Source organism: Pseudomonas songnenensis (assembly GCF_003696315.1).
GTDB lineage: Bacteria > Pseudomonadota > Gammaproteobacteria > Pseudomonadales > Pseudomonadaceae > Stutzerimonas > Stutzerimonas songnenensis.
This window is the reverse complement of record NZ_RFFN01000005.1, coordinates 169,734-186,325: the sequence shown is the minus strand read 5'-3', so window position 1 is coordinate 186,325 and position 16,592 is coordinate 169,734. Positions and strand designations below refer to the sequence as shown.

The window sequence follows — 16,592 nt, the reverse complement described above, 5'->3', positions numbered from 1 at the left end:
CCGGCGACAGGCGGTTGCACCGGCCGGCCGCTTGCGGCAAACTCGCCGCCGTCCTTGGGGGAGTAGTCTCCGACGAGCGCCCTGCTCGTCCGGCATGCGTCAACATACTTGGTCCGCAGACCATGGCGCATGCGACCGGCCAGCGCGTAACGATACGCCAGGCCAGGTTTGACAAGACTCATGACATGTACACCTGACCCGGGCGGGCAGGCTGCGCATGTCATGGTGAATCTGTCGACCCGCCCTAAAGGAATGCCGCTTGGAATCGTTTTTCGTTCCCACTCTGATCGTTGCCCTGGCCGAAATCGGCGACAAGACCCAGCTGCTCGCATTGTTGCTGGCCGCGCGCTATCGCCGGCCGTGGCCGATCATCTGGGGCATCGTCGTGGCCACGCTGGCCAATCATGCCGCCGCCGGCGCGGTTGGCAGCTGGGTATCGGGGCTGTTCTCACCCGTGACCCTTAGCTGGATTCTCGCCGCGAGCTTCGCCGCCGTCGCGCTGTGGACGCTGGTGCCGGACAAGCTGGACGACGATGATGCACGCCTGGGGCGCCCCTACGGTCCCTTCGTAGCGACCACGATCGCCTTCTTCATTGCCGAGATGGGTGACAAGACCCAGGTCGCCACGGTGATGCTGGCTGCGCAGTACCCTGAGTTCGTGCTGGTCATTCTCGGCACCACGGTGGGCATGCTGCTGGCCAACGTTCCGGTGGTGCTGGTCAGTCATTTCGCGGCGGACCGACTGCCGCTGACGCTGATTCGCCGAGTCGCGGCGGCTGGCTTCGCGGCCCTGGCGCTCTACGCCGGGTATCAGGCCCTGACCATGAGCACGATTGTCTCAGGCTGATACGCAGCGCAAATCTGCGTCTTCGGGGAGCTGATAGAGTGCGCTACCGCAGCGCACCATCAGCGCCCCGAGGAGATCAGGCTGCATGTCAGCGGATGGACGCAAGAAACGAGTCTGCAACCATATCGATCTGAGCTGGAACAAGGGCCGGCTGGCCCTCTCCGAACAGATGCAGAGCAAGTATTTCGCCTATAAGGGCTCACTCATCGGCCAGCCGCTGAGCAGCGCCGGCTTCGCCGAGCTCGTGCGCAACGTGCGCAACGCCATGCCCGATCTGGAAGTGGTAGTGGACGAGTGCATTTGCGAGGGCCACAAGGTGGTCACCTCAAGCACCGTGATGGGCACGTTGGCCACCCCGCTGTTCGGCCACTCGGTCACCGACAAGATTCTCGCCATTGCCGTCATGAGCGTCTGGACGCTCAATCCGGCCGGAGACATCGAAGAAATCAACACCCTCATCGACCTGGAGAGTGTGCACCAGCAGCTGGGTATCGAAACGCCGCTGGCTGCGCTGCTGTCGCCGGCCTGAACGGCCGGCGACAGGCCAACGGTCAACGACCGCCGCGGGCCTGCTCGTAAAGCGGCATGACTTTCGGAATATTCGCCTTCAGCGCCGCGGTGCGGGTTGTCGACGACGGGTGCGTGCTCATGAACTCGGGCGGTGCCGAACCTCCGGCAGACGCCATCTTCTCCCACAGCGTGATTGCGGCGTTCGGGTTGTAACCGGCGCGAGCGGCCAGTTCCAGGCCAATCAGATCCGCCTCGTTCTCGTTGCCACGACTGTTCGGCAGGGTCATCAGGTACTCGACACCCATGTTCGCCAGCTGCAGGCCGCCGGTGCCGACGCCCATGGCCGAGCCCAGCTGAGTCGCCATCTGCACACCATAAGCCTTGGACATGGCTTCACGTCCGTGCTCACGCAGTGCGTGGGCAATCTCGTGCCCCATCACCGCGGCGATTTCGTCGTCAGTGAGCTTCAGCTTCTCGATCAGGCCGGTGTAGAAGATGATCTTTCCACCAGGGCCGCAGTTGGCATTGAGTTCCGGGCTGTCGATGACATTGACTTCCCAGGCCCATTGGGCAGCGTCAGGACGGAACACCGGCACCTTGGCGATCAGCCGTTGGGCAATCCCATTGACGCGCTTGGCAACCGCGGTGTCCTTCTTCAGCACGCCCTGGCTCGCGGCCTTGCTGAGCGTCTCCTGGTAGGACTGCGCATACATCTGGTTGACCTGGTCGGTCGACAGCATGCTGAACATGTACTGCTTGCGTTCGACACCCACGGCACCGCCGCTGGTGGTGTTGACGGCCTGACAGCCTGCCAGCACGGCAGCGGCGATCAGCATGGACAATCTGTGCGGCTTGAACATCGAGTTTCTCCGGAAAACCTCGGCCGTATCCTAGAGCGGGCCTAACGACCAGGCAACCAGCGGTCCCACTGTAGTTGTCGCAAATCCTGCCGATAGCCTGGTTATCCGCTGCGCAACTGGAGTACGCACATGTTCAGATCCATCCAGACCGCTTTCGCGGCATTGGCCGGCGCCTGCACGCTAGCCATCATTGCGGCGCTGCTGTTGTACGCGATGGTTTCCGGCATGCGCAGTCAGGCGCTGGTCGAGGAGCGGACCCGCACGCTGATCGACGGCATGGTCGAACAGCGCGTCACCGCGTTGGCACAATCGCAGGTCAGTCGCATCCAGGCACAGCTGCAGGCGCCCTTGCAGATCGCTACCGGCCTGGCCCGCGTGCACACCCTCACCGGCCTCAGCGACGACGAGGGTATGCCGATGGCAAACCTGACCCGCGAAGAGCTGATCAACCTGGCGCGCCAGACGCTGATCGAGAACCCCAGCCTGACCAGCACCTATATCGCCTGGGAACCCAACGGCGTGGACGCCAATGACGTGATGTACCGCGGCGATGTCCCGGGCATGCTCGAGGGCCGCTTCGCCAGCTGGATATACCGCGACGCCAGCGGCAAGCTGCTGACCGAGCGACTCACCGATATCGAGGACACAACATTGCTGGAAACGGGCGTCCGTGCCGGCGAGTACTATCTGTGCCCACGTGAACAGCTCAAACCCTGCGTCGGCGACCCTGCGCCGTACGAAATGAACGGGCAGACCCAGCTGCTTTCCTCCTTCAATGCACCGATCATCATCGATGGCACGTTTCACGGCATCGTTGGTGCGGACATCAGCGTCGACTTCATGCAGCAATTGCTGAGCAGCGCCAACAGCGAGCTGTACGGCGGCGTCGGGCAGATCGCGCTGATCTCCAGCAACGGCCGTCTGGCTGCCTACAGCCGCGACCAGAACCTGCTCGGCAAACCCGCAGCACAGCTTCTGGACGCCGACGAGCAGAGGTTGGTCAAGCAGCTGCCTGCCGGCCAGACCCACTACCGAATCGACCACGCTCGCGGCCGCGTCGCACTGTTCCTGCCGTTTTCATTCCCCGGCACTGACGCGCGCTGGGTGCTGATGCTGGAGCTGCCAACCGCAGAAGTGATGAAGGAGCTGGACCAGCTGATGGTCGCGCTCGGCGAGGAAAGCCGCAGCAACCTTGCCACCATGCTCGTCATCGGCATGCTCATCGCCTTCGCCGGGCTGCTCGCGATATGGCTGATCAGCCGCCGTATCACCCGGCCGCTGCGCGACATGGTGGTCATGCTCGACAACATCAGCCAGGGCGAAGGCGACCTCACCCAGCGCCTGAATATCAACAGCCGCAACGAGCTTGGCCAGATCGCGGCCGGGTTCAACGCGTTCCTCGCGCGCCTGCAAGGCATGATCAGCGAAGTGGTCAGCTCGGTGCAGAAGGTCAGCGATGCATCCGAACACACCGCCGACATCGCCATTCGAACCGACAAGGGCGTGCAGACGCAGCTGGCCGAAATCGAACTGGTTGCCACGGCCGTGCACGAGATGACCGCCACTGCCCAGGACGTGGCACGCAATGCGACCCAGGCTGCCGAAGCCGCCAACAATGCCGATCGCGCTGCCAATCAGGGCCGGCACATCGTCCAGGACACCGGCGCGACCATCGCCGAACTGGCCAGCGAGATCGGCCGAGCGGTGGATGTGGTACAGACGCTCGCCCGCGACAGCGAAAACATCGACGCCATCCTGATCACCATCCGCAGCATCGCCGAGCAGACCAACCTGCTCGCCCTGAACGCCGCCATCGAGGCGGCCCGGGCCGGCGAGCAAGGCCGTGGTTTTGCAGTCGTGGCCGATGAAGTCCGCAACCTGGCGCAAAAGACACAGCAGGCGACCGGCGAAATTCAGCAGATGATCCAGCAGCTGCAGGGCGGCACGCGTGACGTCGTACAGGTGATGGAGCAGAGCCAGAACCGCACGCGCCGCAGCGTCGAACAGGCCGATGCCGCCGCAGAAGCGCTACAGGCGATCACCCAGGCGGTCTCGCTGATCAATGACATGAACAATCAGATCGCCAGCGCCGCCGAGGAACAGAGCGCGGTAGCCGAAGACATCAATCGCAACGTCACCAATATCGGGCAGGTCGCCCAGCAGGTCGCAGCCGGTGCCGACGAGGCCAGCCAGGCGAGCGCCGGGCTGACTCGCCTGGCCGAGCAGCAGCGCCGACTGATCAACCAGTTCAGGGTCTGATACGGCCGGCACGTGCCCCTCGATATACTGATCAGGCCGGAGTCAGGCACTCCGGCCCATCGAGGCGTGGATCATTCACCAAGGTCGCCAACGGTCGTTCACGCAACGCCGGCTGCGGCTGAGCCATCAGCGCCTGCAGCGTTTCCAGCGACGTTTCAGGATCGAGCCAGGCAGCCTGCCCGGCCTCATCGAGCATCAACGGCCGGCGCAGCGTCGCCGCCGGCAGGGTTACCACCGCGGCGCTCAGGTAGGTATGGCCCTGCACCGGGTAGGCTTCCCAGAGCGCGGCCATGTACATCAGTGAACCCTCAGTGGTCATCCAGTACGGGCGCTTGCGTGCCGTACCGCGCCACTCGTAGAACCCGTTGGCCGGCAGCAGGCCGCGACGCAGGCGAAAGGCCTCGCGAAACATCGGCTGCTCGGCAATGGTTTCCGCTCGCGCCTGTGCAGGCGTCCGGGTCAGGTCAGTCATCCAGGCCGGGGTCAGCCCCCAGCGCACACGACTGAGCTGCAACTGCTGATCGATCTGGCGCAGCAACAGCACCGAAGCGCCTGGGGCGATACTCCAGTGCGGCTGCTGGTCGGACGGGAAACCGGGCAAGGCGGCGAAGTCCTGGCTCCAACGGAAAAGGGCGTAGCGACCGCACATAAGAAAGGCTCGTCAGCAGATCAGTTCGCCGGGATAACTCTCCGGTTCATCGCCCGGCAACGGCTCGGCGCCATTGTACGCAGCGATCAGCTGACGCGCCCGCTCGGCATCCTCGTCCGGCACCATGAGCCCGAGCAAGCCCGCCGCCGGCAGCTCGCCCATGGCGCCGATCAGGTGACTGCCCGCGAGGAATGCCTCGATGCCTTCCGCAATCAGCATGCCGCTGAGCATCTCGGCTTCAAGCAGGTCGCGCGGCTCATAGACCCGCCGCATCACTCGTCCTCCCGCAACGTTTCCAGTTGCCATTGCTGGCCGTCCGTGCGCAGATCGAACACCACCGGTCGACAGCACACGGCGCAATCCTCGATGTACTGCTGATCCCCTGCGCTGAGATCGAGCACAGCTTCAACCGGCTCGCCGCAGTAAGGGCAACTGAAGACCTGTGTTTCGAGCATCAAACCTCCGCGTGACTTGTCGCTATAATCGCCGTCTTTAAAGGTCGTCGATTCGGACCTTTATCAAAAGACCGACTCGGCGTGCCCGTGATGGGCACCCTGGGCCGCATGCAGGCTTCACTGACGATCAGCCGAACCAGCCGTTTACTCGATGAGTATGAGCCAGCCGGCTCCGGTCCGTTCCGCGAATCGTCGTGCCTCCGCGCTGCCGGCCCGTTCCCCGTTTCCTTTACAGAGAGCATGATGGACGAATTCGAAGCCATCCGACCCTACGCCGACGCCGAAGTACCGACGGTCATGGCACGCCTGTTCGCCGATCGCGAGTTTCTCGACATTCTGGCGCACTTCCGCTTCCCACGCCTGGCCGATAGCCTGGGCTGGCTGATCAAGCCGGTCATCTCGCGCCGGCTGCGCAAGCAGTTCGCCAGCATCCACACCGTGGATGCCCTGCAGCACAAGATCGAAGCCTATATCGACCGGACCATCGAGCGCGCTACCGACGGCGTGACCTTTTCCGGCCTGGAACAATTGCAGCAAGGCCGCGCCTATCTCTTCCTGGCCAATCACCGCGACATCGTCATGGACCCGGCATTCGTCAACTACGCCGTGTACCAGGCCGGCATCCGCACCCCACGCATCGCCATTGGCGACAACCTGTTGCAGCGCCCCTTCGTCAGCGACCTGATGCGATTGAACAAAAGCTTTATCGTGCGCCGCTCCATCACCGGCCGGCGCGAGAAGCTGGCGGCCTACCAGGTACTGTCGGCCTATATCAATCACTCGATTCGCAATGACGGCGAATCGGTGTGGATTGCGCAGGCCGAGGGCCGGGCCAAGGACGGCGATGACCGCACCGATTCGGCGATCCTCAAGATGCTGCACATGAGCCGCAAGGACGAAGCCTTCGCCGAGACGATCGAAGCGCTGCGGCCAGTGCCGGTGGCGATCAGCTACGAATACGATCCCTGCGATCAGGCCAAGGCCCGCGAGCTGTACATCCGCGCCACCACGGGGACCTACAGCAAGGCGCCCGGCGAGGATGACGCCAGCATCGCCTTGGGTATCACCGGCTACAAAGGGCGCGTGCACATTGCTTTCGGCGCGCCGATGGAGAGCGTTCCCGAGGATGCGAAGCAGATGGCGGTACTGGTGGATCGGCAGATCCTTGGCAGCTACCGGCTGTTTCCGGTGCACTACCTCGCCTATCGCTTGTGGGATGACCAGGACCCGGAAATCCAGGTGCCCAGCGCGGCCGAGCTGTTCAGTCGTGAAGAAGTGGAGCGTGCCGAAGCCGAATGGAGCAAGCGTCTGGCTGCCTGCCCGAGCGTACAGCAGCCCTATCTGATTCAGCAGTACGCCACCCCGGTACGTAATCAGTACCGCCTGAACGCTGGGCTCGAGCCCTGAAACGCAGAAGGCCCGCAGTACATCGTGCAGCGGGCCCAGCTCTGCAACCAGCAGCGTTGGCTCAGAGCGACCGTGAAGCCGCCGACAGGCCCAGACCGAGCAGAAGACCAGCCCATCCGAACCGATAAAACACCTGATTGATTCGCTGTGTCGCGGTATCGCCTGCCGTGCTACGCGAAGCCGGAGCCTGGGCGATGACAGCCCGGCGCGAAGCACCTATCTGACGGCAATGGGTGATAACCAGCAACCAGCTACCGCAAAGCGCGCAAATCAGCGCCAATCCGTTGAGAACCAATGCAGGGGTCAGGACGATCCCCAACTGCGCATGTAACGCCATTCCACCTTCCACTTCTGCAAGCCGCTGGGCAGCCGCGCAGTTTACCCGTATGCACGCAGCGCGTGAGATCTACCCGATAAAACGCGACTGAACCCGCACCATCATCAGCTCAACTTATGACGTAGTGTTCACCACTCGGCCTTGACTAACAGGCAGCCTCACCCGCACCCTCGACATACCTCGAAACGGCGTACTAGAGCGTGTGCGGGGACGGCAGCCAAGCACATTTGGCATCGCTCGGGCCAAGCCTGCTTGGCCGGCGGATAGATGTCTTCATGGCGAAGATCGCTGCCGGCACAGATCGCTATGCCGTATCACTTGGCGCCGGTTGCCATCGGCGCCCCGGGGAATCAGCTATTCAGAACGACAGGACGAGATAATGAAAATAACAATGTTCACAACCGGAGCGCTCACGCTTTCACTGCTCGCCAGCAACGTCATGGCGGCGGTTTCCGAATCGGAAGCTGCGCGCCTGGGCAACGAGCTGACGCCCGTCGGCGCGGAGAAAGCCGGCAACGCAGCAGGCACCATTCCGGCATGGACCGGCGGACTGCCGCAGGACGCCGCAGCGGTATCGGCCGACGGTTTCGTTGGCGATCCCTATCCCAACGACAAGCCAAAGTTCACCATCACGGCGAAGAACTTCGAGCAGTACAAGGACAACCTGACGCCTGGCCAGATCGCCATGTTCAAGCGCTACCCGGAGAGCTATCGCCTGCCGGTCTACGAGACCCGGCGCAGCGCAGCCATGCCGCAGCACGTGTATGACGCCGCAGCGCGCAACGCCACGCAGACCAACATGGTCCGTGGCGGCAACGGCCTGGAAAACTTCGACAAGGCCATCGCGTTCCCGATCCCGAAAGACGGCATGGAAGTCATCTGGAACCACATCACCCGCTATCGCGGCGGCTCCGCGCGCCGCGTGATCGCCCAGGCTACGCCCCAGGTGAACGGCAATTTCAGCCTGGTCAAGTTCGTCGACGAAGTGGTCTACACCGACACCCTGACCGACTACAAACCCGAGAAGCATGGCAACGTGCTGTTCTACTTCAAGCAGCAGGTCACCGAGCCATCCCGCCTCGCCGGCAACGTACTGCTGGTACACGAAACTCTGGATCAGGTGAAGGAGCCGCGCATGGCGTGGATCTACAACGCCGGCCAGCGTCGTGTGCGCCGCGCCCCGCAGGTTGCCTATGACGGCCCCGGCACAGCAGCCGACGGCCTGCGCACCTCCGACAACCTGGACATGTTCAACGGTGCGCCGGACCGCTACGACTGGAAGCTGATCGGCAAGAAAGAGCTGTACATCCCGTACAACGCCTATCGCCTGGATTCGCCGCAGCTCAAGTACAGCGACATCATCAAGGCCGGTCACATCAATCAGGACCTGACCCGCTACGAGTTGCACCGCGTATGGGAAGTGGAAGCGACCCTGAAGACTGGCGAGCGCCATATCTATGCCAAGCGCCACTTCTTTATCGACGAGGACACCTGGCAGGCCGCAGTGGTCGACCACTACGACGGTCGCAACCAGCTGTGGCGCGTGGCCGAAGCCCATGGCCTGCATTTCTATAACGTGCAGGTTCCGCTGTACTCCATGGAGACGCTCTACGACCTCATCTCCGGCCGCTACCTGGTCATGGGTATGAAGAACGAAGAGAAGAACCCCTACACCTACAACTACAAGGCCAACTCCAACCAGTACACTCCGGCCGCCCTGCGCAACTCCGGCGTTCGCTGATACTCGTCTGGATGCACCGACGCCCCGCCAATCGCGGGGCGTCTTCGTTTATGCACCGTAAAAAGAAAAACCCTGCCAGGCTGAGCCATGGCAGGGTTCTTCGATCGGCAGCCCGGTCAGACGTGCTTGCCGCTCACGCTTTACTGCGCCAGCAAACGACCGATGTTGTCGTCGCGGAAAACGCGGGTCAGTGCGTCACTCAGCACATCGGTGACCAGCTTGGTGTTGGTCTGCTCGTTTGGCGCCATGCCGAAACGCTGGTTCAGCGAAGCACCATAGCGGCCGTTGTACCGCTTGCCGGCGTTCTGCACTTCGATCTTCAACGTTGCGCCGATATTGGCTTCAGTCACGTAGAGCCCTTCTTTCGGCGACTGATACTTCAGCTCGGCCAGGGTCAGGGTCAGTTGCGGGGCGTTGTATGCGTTGGGCGATGGCGTGAAGCCAAGCAGGCGCACGGCAGCTTCGGTCTGAGCCTGCAGCTTGGGTATGACCTTGGCACTTGGCACGATCACCGCGCTGGTTTCCGGGTAAAGCCCGCCGCGCGTGCCCAGGGTTGGCGAGGGGCGCGCATCGACCACGCGCACGACCACGGGCTGGCCCTGGCCGACAGGGTTGATGGTGCCATTGAGTTTGGGGTTCGGATCGAGCTGCTGCGGGCTATGGGCACAGCCTACGAGGCTCATTCCAAGAACGGTGACAAGACCGAACAACAGGCGTTGCAGCATGCTGCTTTCTCCAGGTTAGGGACGACGAATGCCGCGCAGTATACCCAGCGGCACGAAGTGCCGACAGTGATGAGCTTCTGACCGACGGCGATGCCGCCCCGTTCAGTTCATCGGGCTGTCACAGGCATCTGCGATAAAGATCGAACCCTGTCGCCACGAGTGAGCCCCCATGCGCCAGATCCTTTCACTGCTGCGCCGCCGCAAGCCCCGCCACTTCGCCCTGCTCGACGAGGACGGCCGCTGCCGCATGCTGCTCAGCAGCACCCACAGGCCCGCCGGTGCAGCATGGATCGAAGTCCAGGAGGCTCGCCTGAGCTGGATTGGCCATGAGCTCCCCGCAGAATCCCTGCACGCCGCCTGAGCGCAGCCAGACAGTAACCATCCGCGCACAAAAAAGCCCCGTTCATTCGAACGGGGCTTTCTCGTTCAGGGCGGAACTGGCCGTGTGGCTCAGTACTCCAGGCCCAGGCGCTTGTCGGCCATCTGGCTGATCTCACGATAGGCTGCGGCGTCGTTCTGCAGCGTGGTTTCGCGCGCCGGGAATATCTCCTGCAGCTTGCTCGACCAGGCCTGGGAACGGTACTGCTCGGGGAAGCAGCGCTCGAGCAGGTCGAGCATGATCGATACGGTGACCGAAGCACCCGGCGAGGCGCCGAGCAGCGCGGCGATGGTGCCGTCCTTTGCCGCGACCAGCTCGGTACCGAACTGCAGGATGCCGCCTTTCTTCGGATCCTTCTTGATGATCTGCACGCGCTGCCCTGCGATCTCCAGGCGCCAGTCCTGCGCCTTGGCCTCAGGGTAGAAACCACGCAGGGTCTCCAGGCGATCCTCCATGGACTGCATCACTTCCTTGATCAGGTAGCGCGTCAGGTCCATGTTGTCGCGCGCGACCGCCATCATCGGGCCGATATTGCTCGGGCGTATCGACAGCGGCAGGTCCATGAAGGAACCGCGCTTGAGGAACTTGGTGGTGAAACCGGCATAAGGTCCGAACAGCAGGGACTTCTTGCCATCGACAACGCGAGTATCCAGGTGCGGCACCGACATCGGCGGCGCGCCGACTGCCGCCAGGCTGTAGACCTTGGCCTGGTGCTGCTTGACGATCTCCGGGTTGTCGCAGCGCAGCCACTGGCCGCTGACCGGGAAGCCGCCGAAGCCCTTGCCTTCCTCGATACCGGACATCTGCAGCAGCGGCAACGCCGCGCCACCGGCACCGAGGAAAACGAAGCCGGCCTGCACCTGGCGCGAATCACCGGTGCGAGTGTTCTTGATATCGACCTTCCAGCCGCTGGCCGTGCGATCGAGACCGGTGACCTTCTGGTTGTAGGAGACCTTGACGCCACCGCTACGCGCCAGATAGCCGAGCAGCTGACTGGTCACCGCCCCGAAGTTGACGTCGGTGCCGTTCATGGCGCGGGTCGCGGCGATCGGCTCGTCGGCAGCACGACCCGGCATCATCAGCGGCATCCACTCGCCCAGCGTCGCACGATCCTCGCTGTATTCCATGTCGGCGAAGGCGTGGTGGGTCTTCAGTGCATCGAAGCGGCGCTTGAGGTAGTCGATGTTCTTGCTGCCACGCACGAAGCTCAGGTGCGGCACGGCATTGATGAAATCGCGGGGAGAGCCGAAGCCTTCACGGTCGGCGAGATAGGCCCAGAACTGCTTGGAAACCTCGAACTGGGTGTTGATCAGCACGGCCTTCTTGATGTCGATCGCGCCGTCTTTGCTGTCGGGGGTGTAGTTCAGCTCGCAAAGGCCCGCGTGACCAGTACCGGCATTGTTCCACGGGTTGGAGCTTTCAATGGCTCCGGATTCCTGCAGCTCGACGATTTCCAGCTTGATATTGGGATCGAGTTCCTTGAGCAGTACCGCCAGGGTCGCACTCATGATGCCGGCTCCCACCAGCACCATATCCACTGCTTCGCTATCGTGTTGCGTCATCAACGCGTTCTCCAGAATCACAGCATTAAACTGTCGAGACCGCAGTACGCGGCCCCGTAAAACCCACCAGCCAGACGGTCAGGAACGGAGCATGTGCCTGGACCGCTGCTCGGGAACATGTGCCCGAGAACAGGCCACCAGAGGCGGCCTGCCAGCTGTCGGAAGGGCGGCTTTTGGCCTCCTTCCTCTCGCTACGATCCTTCCGGAGCGGGCCTGGCCCAGAGCTCGACGGTGGTCGCTGCGAGGAAAACGATTGCGAATCATGTTGCCGGGCCTGACCTCGGTGGCGCCGATTCGTGGCACCGAGCCGCAGCGGTGCCCGATGCGTTCGATACGAAACGGTGCCGCTCGGTTCAGCCGCGCATGGCCTCGATCAGTTCGATGTAGGGTCTGGCATGACGCTGGTCGGCGACCAGATCGATAAAGTCCTGCCCCTTGCTGTTCCTGGCTTCGAGGTCGTAGCCAGCAGCCACGAAAAAACCCAGAAAACGCTCGAAATCATCGATGCGAAGGCCTCGATAGGCCTTGATCAGCTTGTGCAGCGAAGGGGGAGTATCGTCAGCCGGCTCAGGCTGAAGAAACAGCTTGATCGACTCGTCTGCGATCTCGTCGCCAATCACCTGCTTCTTGTCTTTACGCATGCCGCCTCCGGTCCACGGGGTCTCACGGGGGCGGCAGTTTACTCCTCGCAGGCGGCTCACTCAACGCGCCAGGACGCCTTGCGACCAAGGTCGTACATCGCCATGCGACCATACCGGGCGATTGTTCGGCACAAATAACAAAAGCGCCCGCGCCTATAATGGCGCCTTCGCGTACAAGGAGCGTTCCGGCATGCAGCTTCCCCCTCTGTTTTCCGCGTGGCGTCAGGCCCTGCGCCTGGGGTACGGAACCCGCGCGCTGCGTGGTGACATCAGTGCCGGACTGACAGTCGGCATCATCGCCATACCCTTGGCGATGGCGCTGGCCATCGCCGTCGGCGTGGCGCCGCAACATGGCCTCTACACCGTACTGGTGGCCGCACCGCTGATCGCGCTGACCGGAGGTTCGCGCTTCAACGTTTCCGGGCCGACGGCGGCCTTCGTGGTGATCCTGTTGCCGATCACCCAGCAGTTCGGCCTTGGCGGCCTGTTGCTTTGCACCATGCTCGCCGGCCTGATCCTGATCACGCTTGGGTTACTACGTGCCGGCCGCCTGATCGCCTTCATCCCCTACCCTGTCACCCTCGGCTTCACGGCAGGCATCGGCATCGTCATCGCCACCTTGCAGATCAAGGACCTGTTCGGCCTGACCCTCTCCGAGCAGCCGCAGCACTACGTCGAGCAAGTCAGCCTTCTGCTGCGCTCGTTGCCGGGCGCGCATCTTGGCGACGCCGTGGTGGCGGCCATCTGCCTGGCGGTGCTGATCGTCTGGCCGCGCTGGGTTCCGAAAGTACCCGGGCATCTGGTAGCGCTTACGGTAGGCGCGTTGGCTGGCCTGCTGTTGGAGTCATCCGGATTATCCGTAGCGACACTGGGTGAACGCTTCAGCTACACGCTGGACGGCGTGACGCACCCGGGTATTCCACCGTTTCTGCCGGACTTCGCCTGGCCCTGGCTGTTGCCAGGCCCGGACGGCGAGCCGCTGCAGCTGAGCTACGAACTGTTCCGCCAGCTGCTCGCCCCGGCGTTTGCCATCGCCATGCTCGGCGCCATCGAATCGCTGCTGTGCGCCGTCGTTGCCGATGGCATGACCGGAAGCAATCACGAGCCCAACGGCGAGCTGATCGGCCAGGGCCTGGGCAACCTGGTCGCGCCGCTGTTCGGCGGCATCACCGCGACCGCCGCCATCGCCCGCAGCGCGACCAATGTCAGGGCCGGCGCGTTTTCGCCGCTGGCCTCGATGATCCATGCCGGTGTGGTGCTGGTGGCGATTCTCTGGCTGGCGCCGCTGTTCAGCTATCTGCCGATGGCGGCACTGGCGGCGCTGCTGGTGATGGTGGCCTGGAACATGAGCGAAGCGCCCCACGTCGTGCACGTACTGCGCATTGCGCCGCGCAGTGACGTACTGGTGCTGCTGACCTGCCTGGTCCTCACCGTGCTGTTCGACATGGTCCTGGCGGTGGGCGTCGGGTTGCTGCTGGCCGCGGGGCTGTTCATCAAGCGCATGAGCGAGCTGACCGACACCACCGCACTGTCGCGCGATCAGCGGCGGCTGCTGCAGGACATGCCCGCGCATGTCGCCACCTACGCGATCCGCGGGCCATTGTTCTTCGGTGCGGCGGAAAAGGCGCTGGGTGCACTGCGGCGCTTCAATCCGGAGGTCAAGGTAGTGATCGTCGACATCAGCGCGGTGCCGATGCTGGACATGACGGCGCTGGCGGCCCTGGAGAACGTCCTGGTGGATTACCGTCGGCTGGGCGTGACGCTGATCCTGAGCGGCAGTAATGCCCGCGTGCGCTTGAAACTGCGCCGCGCGGGCATCCATCGGCTGCAAGGGCATCTGCTCTATGTCCGCGACCTGAGCCAGGCCCGCGAAAAGGCGCTGCGTCTGCTACGCCCGGAGCCCGACGCGGTTGTGGGCTGAGCGCCGCCGGCTCAACCGACAGCGCCAATCAAGCCAGGGGACCGTCAACCAGCATGCTTTTGCAGGTTGGCCATCATTTCCTTCAAGGCGTCCATGTTGTCGGCCGGGTGCGCGGCGTTCTCGAAACTGCAGATCTGCTGCCACTGCGCGGCGACGTCCTCAGCATCGAAACCGGCCTTCGGATCGAAACCGACGCCGAGACTGCGCTCCCAGCGCACCTTGCCCATCCAGCCACCGCCCACTTCGAACAGGCCTGAGGTTTCCTGGCACTGCTCACTGGCCAGATAGACCACCAACGGGCTGACCAACTCCGGCTTGAGCTGCTCGAACACCTGCGGAGGAATCAGCCCCTCGGTCATCCGCGTACCGCCGGTAGGCGCAATGGCGTTGACCAGCACGTTGTTCTTGCGCCCTTCCAGCGCCAGCGTGCGAGTCAACCCGTATAGCCCGAGCTTGGCCATGCCGTAATTGGACTGGCCGAAGTTGCCGTAGATGCCGGAGGTCGACGCGGTGAAGATGACCCGTCCGTAGTTCTGCTCGCGCATATGCGGCCAGGCGGCACGAGTAACCTTGTAGGCGCCTTCGACATGCACGCGGTAAACCAGATCCCAATCGGCGTCTTCCATCTTGTGGAAAGTCTTGTCGCGCAGGATGCCGGCGTTGTTGACCACGACATCAATGCGGCCGTAGGTGTCCAGAGCCTGTTGCACGATTCGGTCGCCATCGGTGACCGAATCATGATTGGCAATAGCCGTGCCACCTGCCTGGCAAATCTCTTCGACCACCCGATCTGCCGCTGAACTGTTGGCGCCCTCCCCCTGGGTGCTGCCGCCCAGATCGTTGACCACGACCTTCGCACCGTGACGAGCGAACAACAGGGCATGCGCCCGGCCAAGCCCACCGCCGGCCCCGGTAACGATCACTACCTTGTCTTCGAAGCGGATGGCATCAGTCATGCGGGATTCCCTCGTTCTTGTTGGATGAAAGTGCCGCGAGTTTCGATCAGGTGACTGCACGTCACAACCAACCGACCAGAAATGAATGCCTGGGCATAAGGGGCGGGGATGCCCTTCGAGGTGAAGTACCGCCTATTGATCGAATTTCGACCAGCTAGAGCGCAGCCGCGCCATCACAAGCACGGAATCGCCTGTACCCAAACAACTCACAGAGTTTTCCACAGCCTTGGTGGATAAAGCTGCAGAGAAAACAGCAAGCCATTGCGCCTTACCGCAGCGCTGGAAGTTTTGCAAACCCTTCTGCAATGCGGCCTGTAGTCGCACGAAGGATATTGCATAAAAAATGAGCACCCGTCGCAAAGCCACGTGCCGCTTCGCTTACAGGCGTCGCTCCAAAGGTTATCCACAAAGGCGCACACAGCTCCCGGGGATAACAACACACCGTCGCGCATAGCCGAGTGCTATTACGGCGATGCCGAGAATCCAAGGGAACGGGATCTGTGCTTGGTCTTAGCATGAGCCATCGCCTTTCAGGAGAATGCCCATGTCCTGCCTCAACCTGATCGAACGCCTGTTCGCCAATTACGCCTGTGCTGCCAGTGGCGCACTCACCGACCGCTAGCGCACCCACCCGCTTGGCCACCGGCGCCGGCCGGCGTACCCTTCCGCGAGCCCTACGAGCGGAGTAAACGATGACCTTGCGTTCCATTTGCGTTTTTTGCGGCGCCAGCCGTGGTGCCAACCCGGTCTACGAACAAGCGGCCCAGGATCTCGGCCGCACGCTGGCAGCCAACGGCATCCGCCTGATCTACGGCGGCGGAGCTGTGGGATTGATGGGTGTGGTCGCAGACGCCACCATGGCTGCAGGCGGTGAGGTAATTGGAATCATCCCGCAGAGCCTGAAAGATGCCGAGGTGGGCCATACTGGCCTCACCCGCCTCGAGGTTGTGGACGGGATGCACGCGCGCAAAGCGCGTATGGCAGAGCTGGCAGACGCCTTTATCGCCTTGCCCGGCGGGCTGGGTACGCTGGAGGAGCTGTTCGAGGTCTGGACCTGGGGTCAGCTCGGCTACCATCCCAAGCCGCTGGGCTTGCTGGATATCAACCATTTCTACAGCAAGCTCAGCCACTTCCTCGACCACCTCGTCGATGAAGGCTTCGTGCGACCTCAACATCGGCAGATGCTGCAGCGCAGCGATCAGCCGCAAGGGCTCATCGAACTGCTCGATGCCTGGCAGCCGCCGGCGCATAGTCGTTGGGATAAAACGGCGCCGCAGTGACCCGAACAGGATTGATCAAATATCATCCAACTCCCTGCAGGCCATATAGGGCATGGCCTGCAG

At 62.9% G+C, this 16,592-nt stretch carries 17 protein-coding genes, 1 pseudogene and 1 riboswitch; of the genes and pseudogenes, 9 read left to right on the top strand and 9 right to left on the bottom strand.

The window, feature by feature from the left end:
• Positions 1–52: 52 nt before the first annotated feature.
• A riboswitch (yybP-ykoY riboswitch) is annotated at positions 53–169 on the top strand.
• 90 nt (positions 170–259) lie between these two features.
• Positions 260–847 (top strand): TMEM165/GDT1 family protein, encoded by a 588-nt coding sequence (locus EA798_RS14900; protein ID WP_106155662.1) that lies wholly within the window; start codon positions 260–262, stop codon positions 845–847.
• Positions 848–932: 85 nt separating this feature from the next.
• Positions 933–1,376 carry an ester cyclase gene (locus EA798_RS14895; protein WP_106155663.1) on the top strand — a complete coding sequence of 148 codons (444 nt, stop codon included), beginning with the start codon at positions 933–935 and terminating at the stop codon, positions 1,374–1,376.
• Between the two features lie 22 nt (positions 1,377–1,398).
• Here EA798_RS14895 and EA798_RS14890 read toward each other — a convergent pair whose 3' ends face one another.
• The gene (locus EA798_RS14890) at positions 1,399–2,217 is read right to left on the bottom strand and encodes a M48 family metallopeptidase (protein ID WP_106155664.1); all 819 of its coding nucleotides are present in this window, start codon (positions 2,215–2,217) and stop codon (positions 1,399–1,401) included.
• Positions 2,218–2,346: 129 nt separating this feature from the next.
• Between EA798_RS14890 and EA798_RS21000 the strand changes: the two are divergent.
• Both EA798_RS21000 and EA798_RS20995 read left to right on the top strand, forming a co-directional pair.
• A pseudogene (locus EA798_RS21000) lies at positions 2,347–3,618 on the top strand (methyl-accepting chemotaxis protein); the annotation flags it as partial.
• Between the two features lie 15 nt (positions 3,619–3,633).
• Complete coding sequence (locus EA798_RS20995; RefSeq protein WP_376780569.1) at positions 3,634–4,476, top strand: methyl-accepting chemotaxis protein; 843 nt, start codon at positions 3,634–3,636, stop codon at positions 4,474–4,476.
• A gap of 31 nt (positions 4,477–4,507) precedes the next feature.
• Here the strand turns inward: EA798_RS20995 and EA798_RS14880 are convergent, their stop codons facing one another.
• From EA798_RS14880 to EA798_RS14870, 3 genes are read right to left on the bottom strand one after another with little or no spacing between them, the layout of a single operon-like run.
• Positions 4,508–5,125, bottom strand: coding sequence for an SOS response-associated peptidase (locus tag EA798_RS14880; protein ID WP_122099440.1), 618 nt, complete (start codon positions 5,123–5,125; stop codon positions 4,508–4,510).
• A gap of 12 nt (positions 5,126–5,137) precedes the next feature.
• On the bottom strand, positions 5,138–5,398 hold the full coding sequence (locus tag EA798_RS14875) for a putative signal transducing protein (RefSeq protein WP_015277957.1): 261 nt from the start codon (positions 5,396–5,398) through the stop codon (positions 5,138–5,140).
• Entirely contained in the window at positions 5,398–5,580 is a 183-nt protein-coding gene (locus tag EA798_RS14870) for a CPXCG motif-containing cysteine-rich protein (RefSeq protein WP_106155667.1), read from the bottom strand. The genes EA798_RS14875 and EA798_RS14870 overlap by 1 nt, the downstream gene beginning before the upstream one ends.
• 240 nt (positions 5,581–5,820) lie before the next feature.
• On the opposite strand from EA798_RS14870, the gene EA798_RS14865 reads away from it, so the two are divergent.
• Positions 5,821–6,987 (top strand): 1-acyl-sn-glycerol-3-phosphate acyltransferase, encoded by a 1,167-nt coding sequence (locus EA798_RS14865; protein ID WP_122099508.1) that lies wholly within the window; start codon positions 5,821–5,823, stop codon positions 6,985–6,987.
• A 61-nt stretch (positions 6,988–7,048) separates the two neighbouring features.
• Here the strand turns inward: EA798_RS14865 and EA798_RS20990 are convergent, their stop codons facing one another.
• Positions 7,049–7,324 (bottom strand): hypothetical protein, encoded by a 276-nt coding sequence (locus EA798_RS20990; RefSeq protein ID WP_122099439.1) that lies wholly within the window; start codon positions 7,322–7,324, stop codon positions 7,049–7,051.
• 391 nt (positions 7,325–7,715) lie between these two features.
• On the opposite strand from EA798_RS20990, the gene EA798_RS14855 reads away from it, so the two are divergent.
• The gene (locus EA798_RS14855) at positions 7,716–9,065 is read left to right on the top strand and encodes a DUF1329 domain-containing protein (RefSeq protein ID WP_122099438.1); all 1,350 of its coding nucleotides are present in this window, start codon (positions 7,716–7,718) and stop codon (positions 9,063–9,065) included.
• 140 nt (positions 9,066–9,205) lie between these two features.
• Here the strand turns inward: EA798_RS14855 and EA798_RS14850 are convergent, their stop codons facing one another.
• Positions 9,206–9,790 (bottom strand): YajG family lipoprotein, encoded by a 585-nt coding sequence (locus EA798_RS14850; protein ID WP_106155670.1) that lies wholly within the window; start codon positions 9,788–9,790, stop codon positions 9,206–9,208.
• Between the two features lie 169 nt (positions 9,791–9,959).
• On the opposite strand from EA798_RS14850, the gene EA798_RS14845 reads away from it, so the two are divergent.
• Positions 9,960–10,151 carry a hypothetical protein gene (locus EA798_RS14845; protein ID WP_122099437.1) on the top strand — a complete coding sequence of 64 codons (192 nt, stop codon included), beginning with the start codon at positions 9,960–9,962 and terminating at the stop codon, positions 10,149–10,151.
• A gap of 89 nt (positions 10,152–10,240) precedes the next feature.
• Here EA798_RS14845 and mqo read toward each other — a convergent pair whose 3' ends face one another.
• Positions 10,241–11,746, bottom strand: a complete 1,506-nt coding sequence (gene mqo / locus EA798_RS14840; protein ID WP_256075813.1) for a malate dehydrogenase (quinone) — start codon at positions 11,744–11,746, stop codon at positions 10,241–10,243.
• 338 nt (positions 11,747–12,084) lie between these two features.
• Positions 12,085–12,372 carry a PA4642 family protein gene (locus EA798_RS14835; RefSeq protein ID WP_106155673.1) on the bottom strand — a complete coding sequence of 96 codons (288 nt, stop codon included), beginning with the start codon at positions 12,370–12,372 and terminating at the stop codon, positions 12,085–12,087.
• Between the two features lie 190 nt (positions 12,373–12,562).
• Here EA798_RS14835 and dauA point away from each other — a divergent pair, with 190 nt between their 5' ends.
• Positions 12,563–14,293 (top strand): C4-dicarboxylic acid transporter DauA, encoded by a 1,731-nt coding sequence (gene dauA / locus EA798_RS14830; protein WP_122099436.1) that lies wholly within the window; start codon positions 12,563–12,565, stop codon positions 14,291–14,293.
• A 44-nt stretch (positions 14,294–14,337) separates the two neighbouring features.
• Here dauA and EA798_RS14825 read toward each other — a convergent pair whose 3' ends face one another.
• Positions 14,338–15,249 carry an SDR family oxidoreductase gene (locus EA798_RS14825; RefSeq protein WP_122099435.1) on the bottom strand — a complete coding sequence of 304 codons (912 nt, stop codon included), beginning with the start codon at positions 15,247–15,249 and terminating at the stop codon, positions 14,338–14,340.
• A 692-nt stretch (positions 15,250–15,941) separates the two neighbouring features.
• Here EA798_RS14825 and EA798_RS14820 point away from each other — a divergent pair.
• Positions 15,942–16,529: an LOG family protein gene (locus tag EA798_RS14820; protein ID WP_106155676.1), complete on the top strand. Its 588-nt coding sequence runs from the start codon at positions 15,942–15,944 to the stop codon at positions 16,527–16,529.
• Positions 16,530–16,592 lie beyond the last annotated feature (63 nt).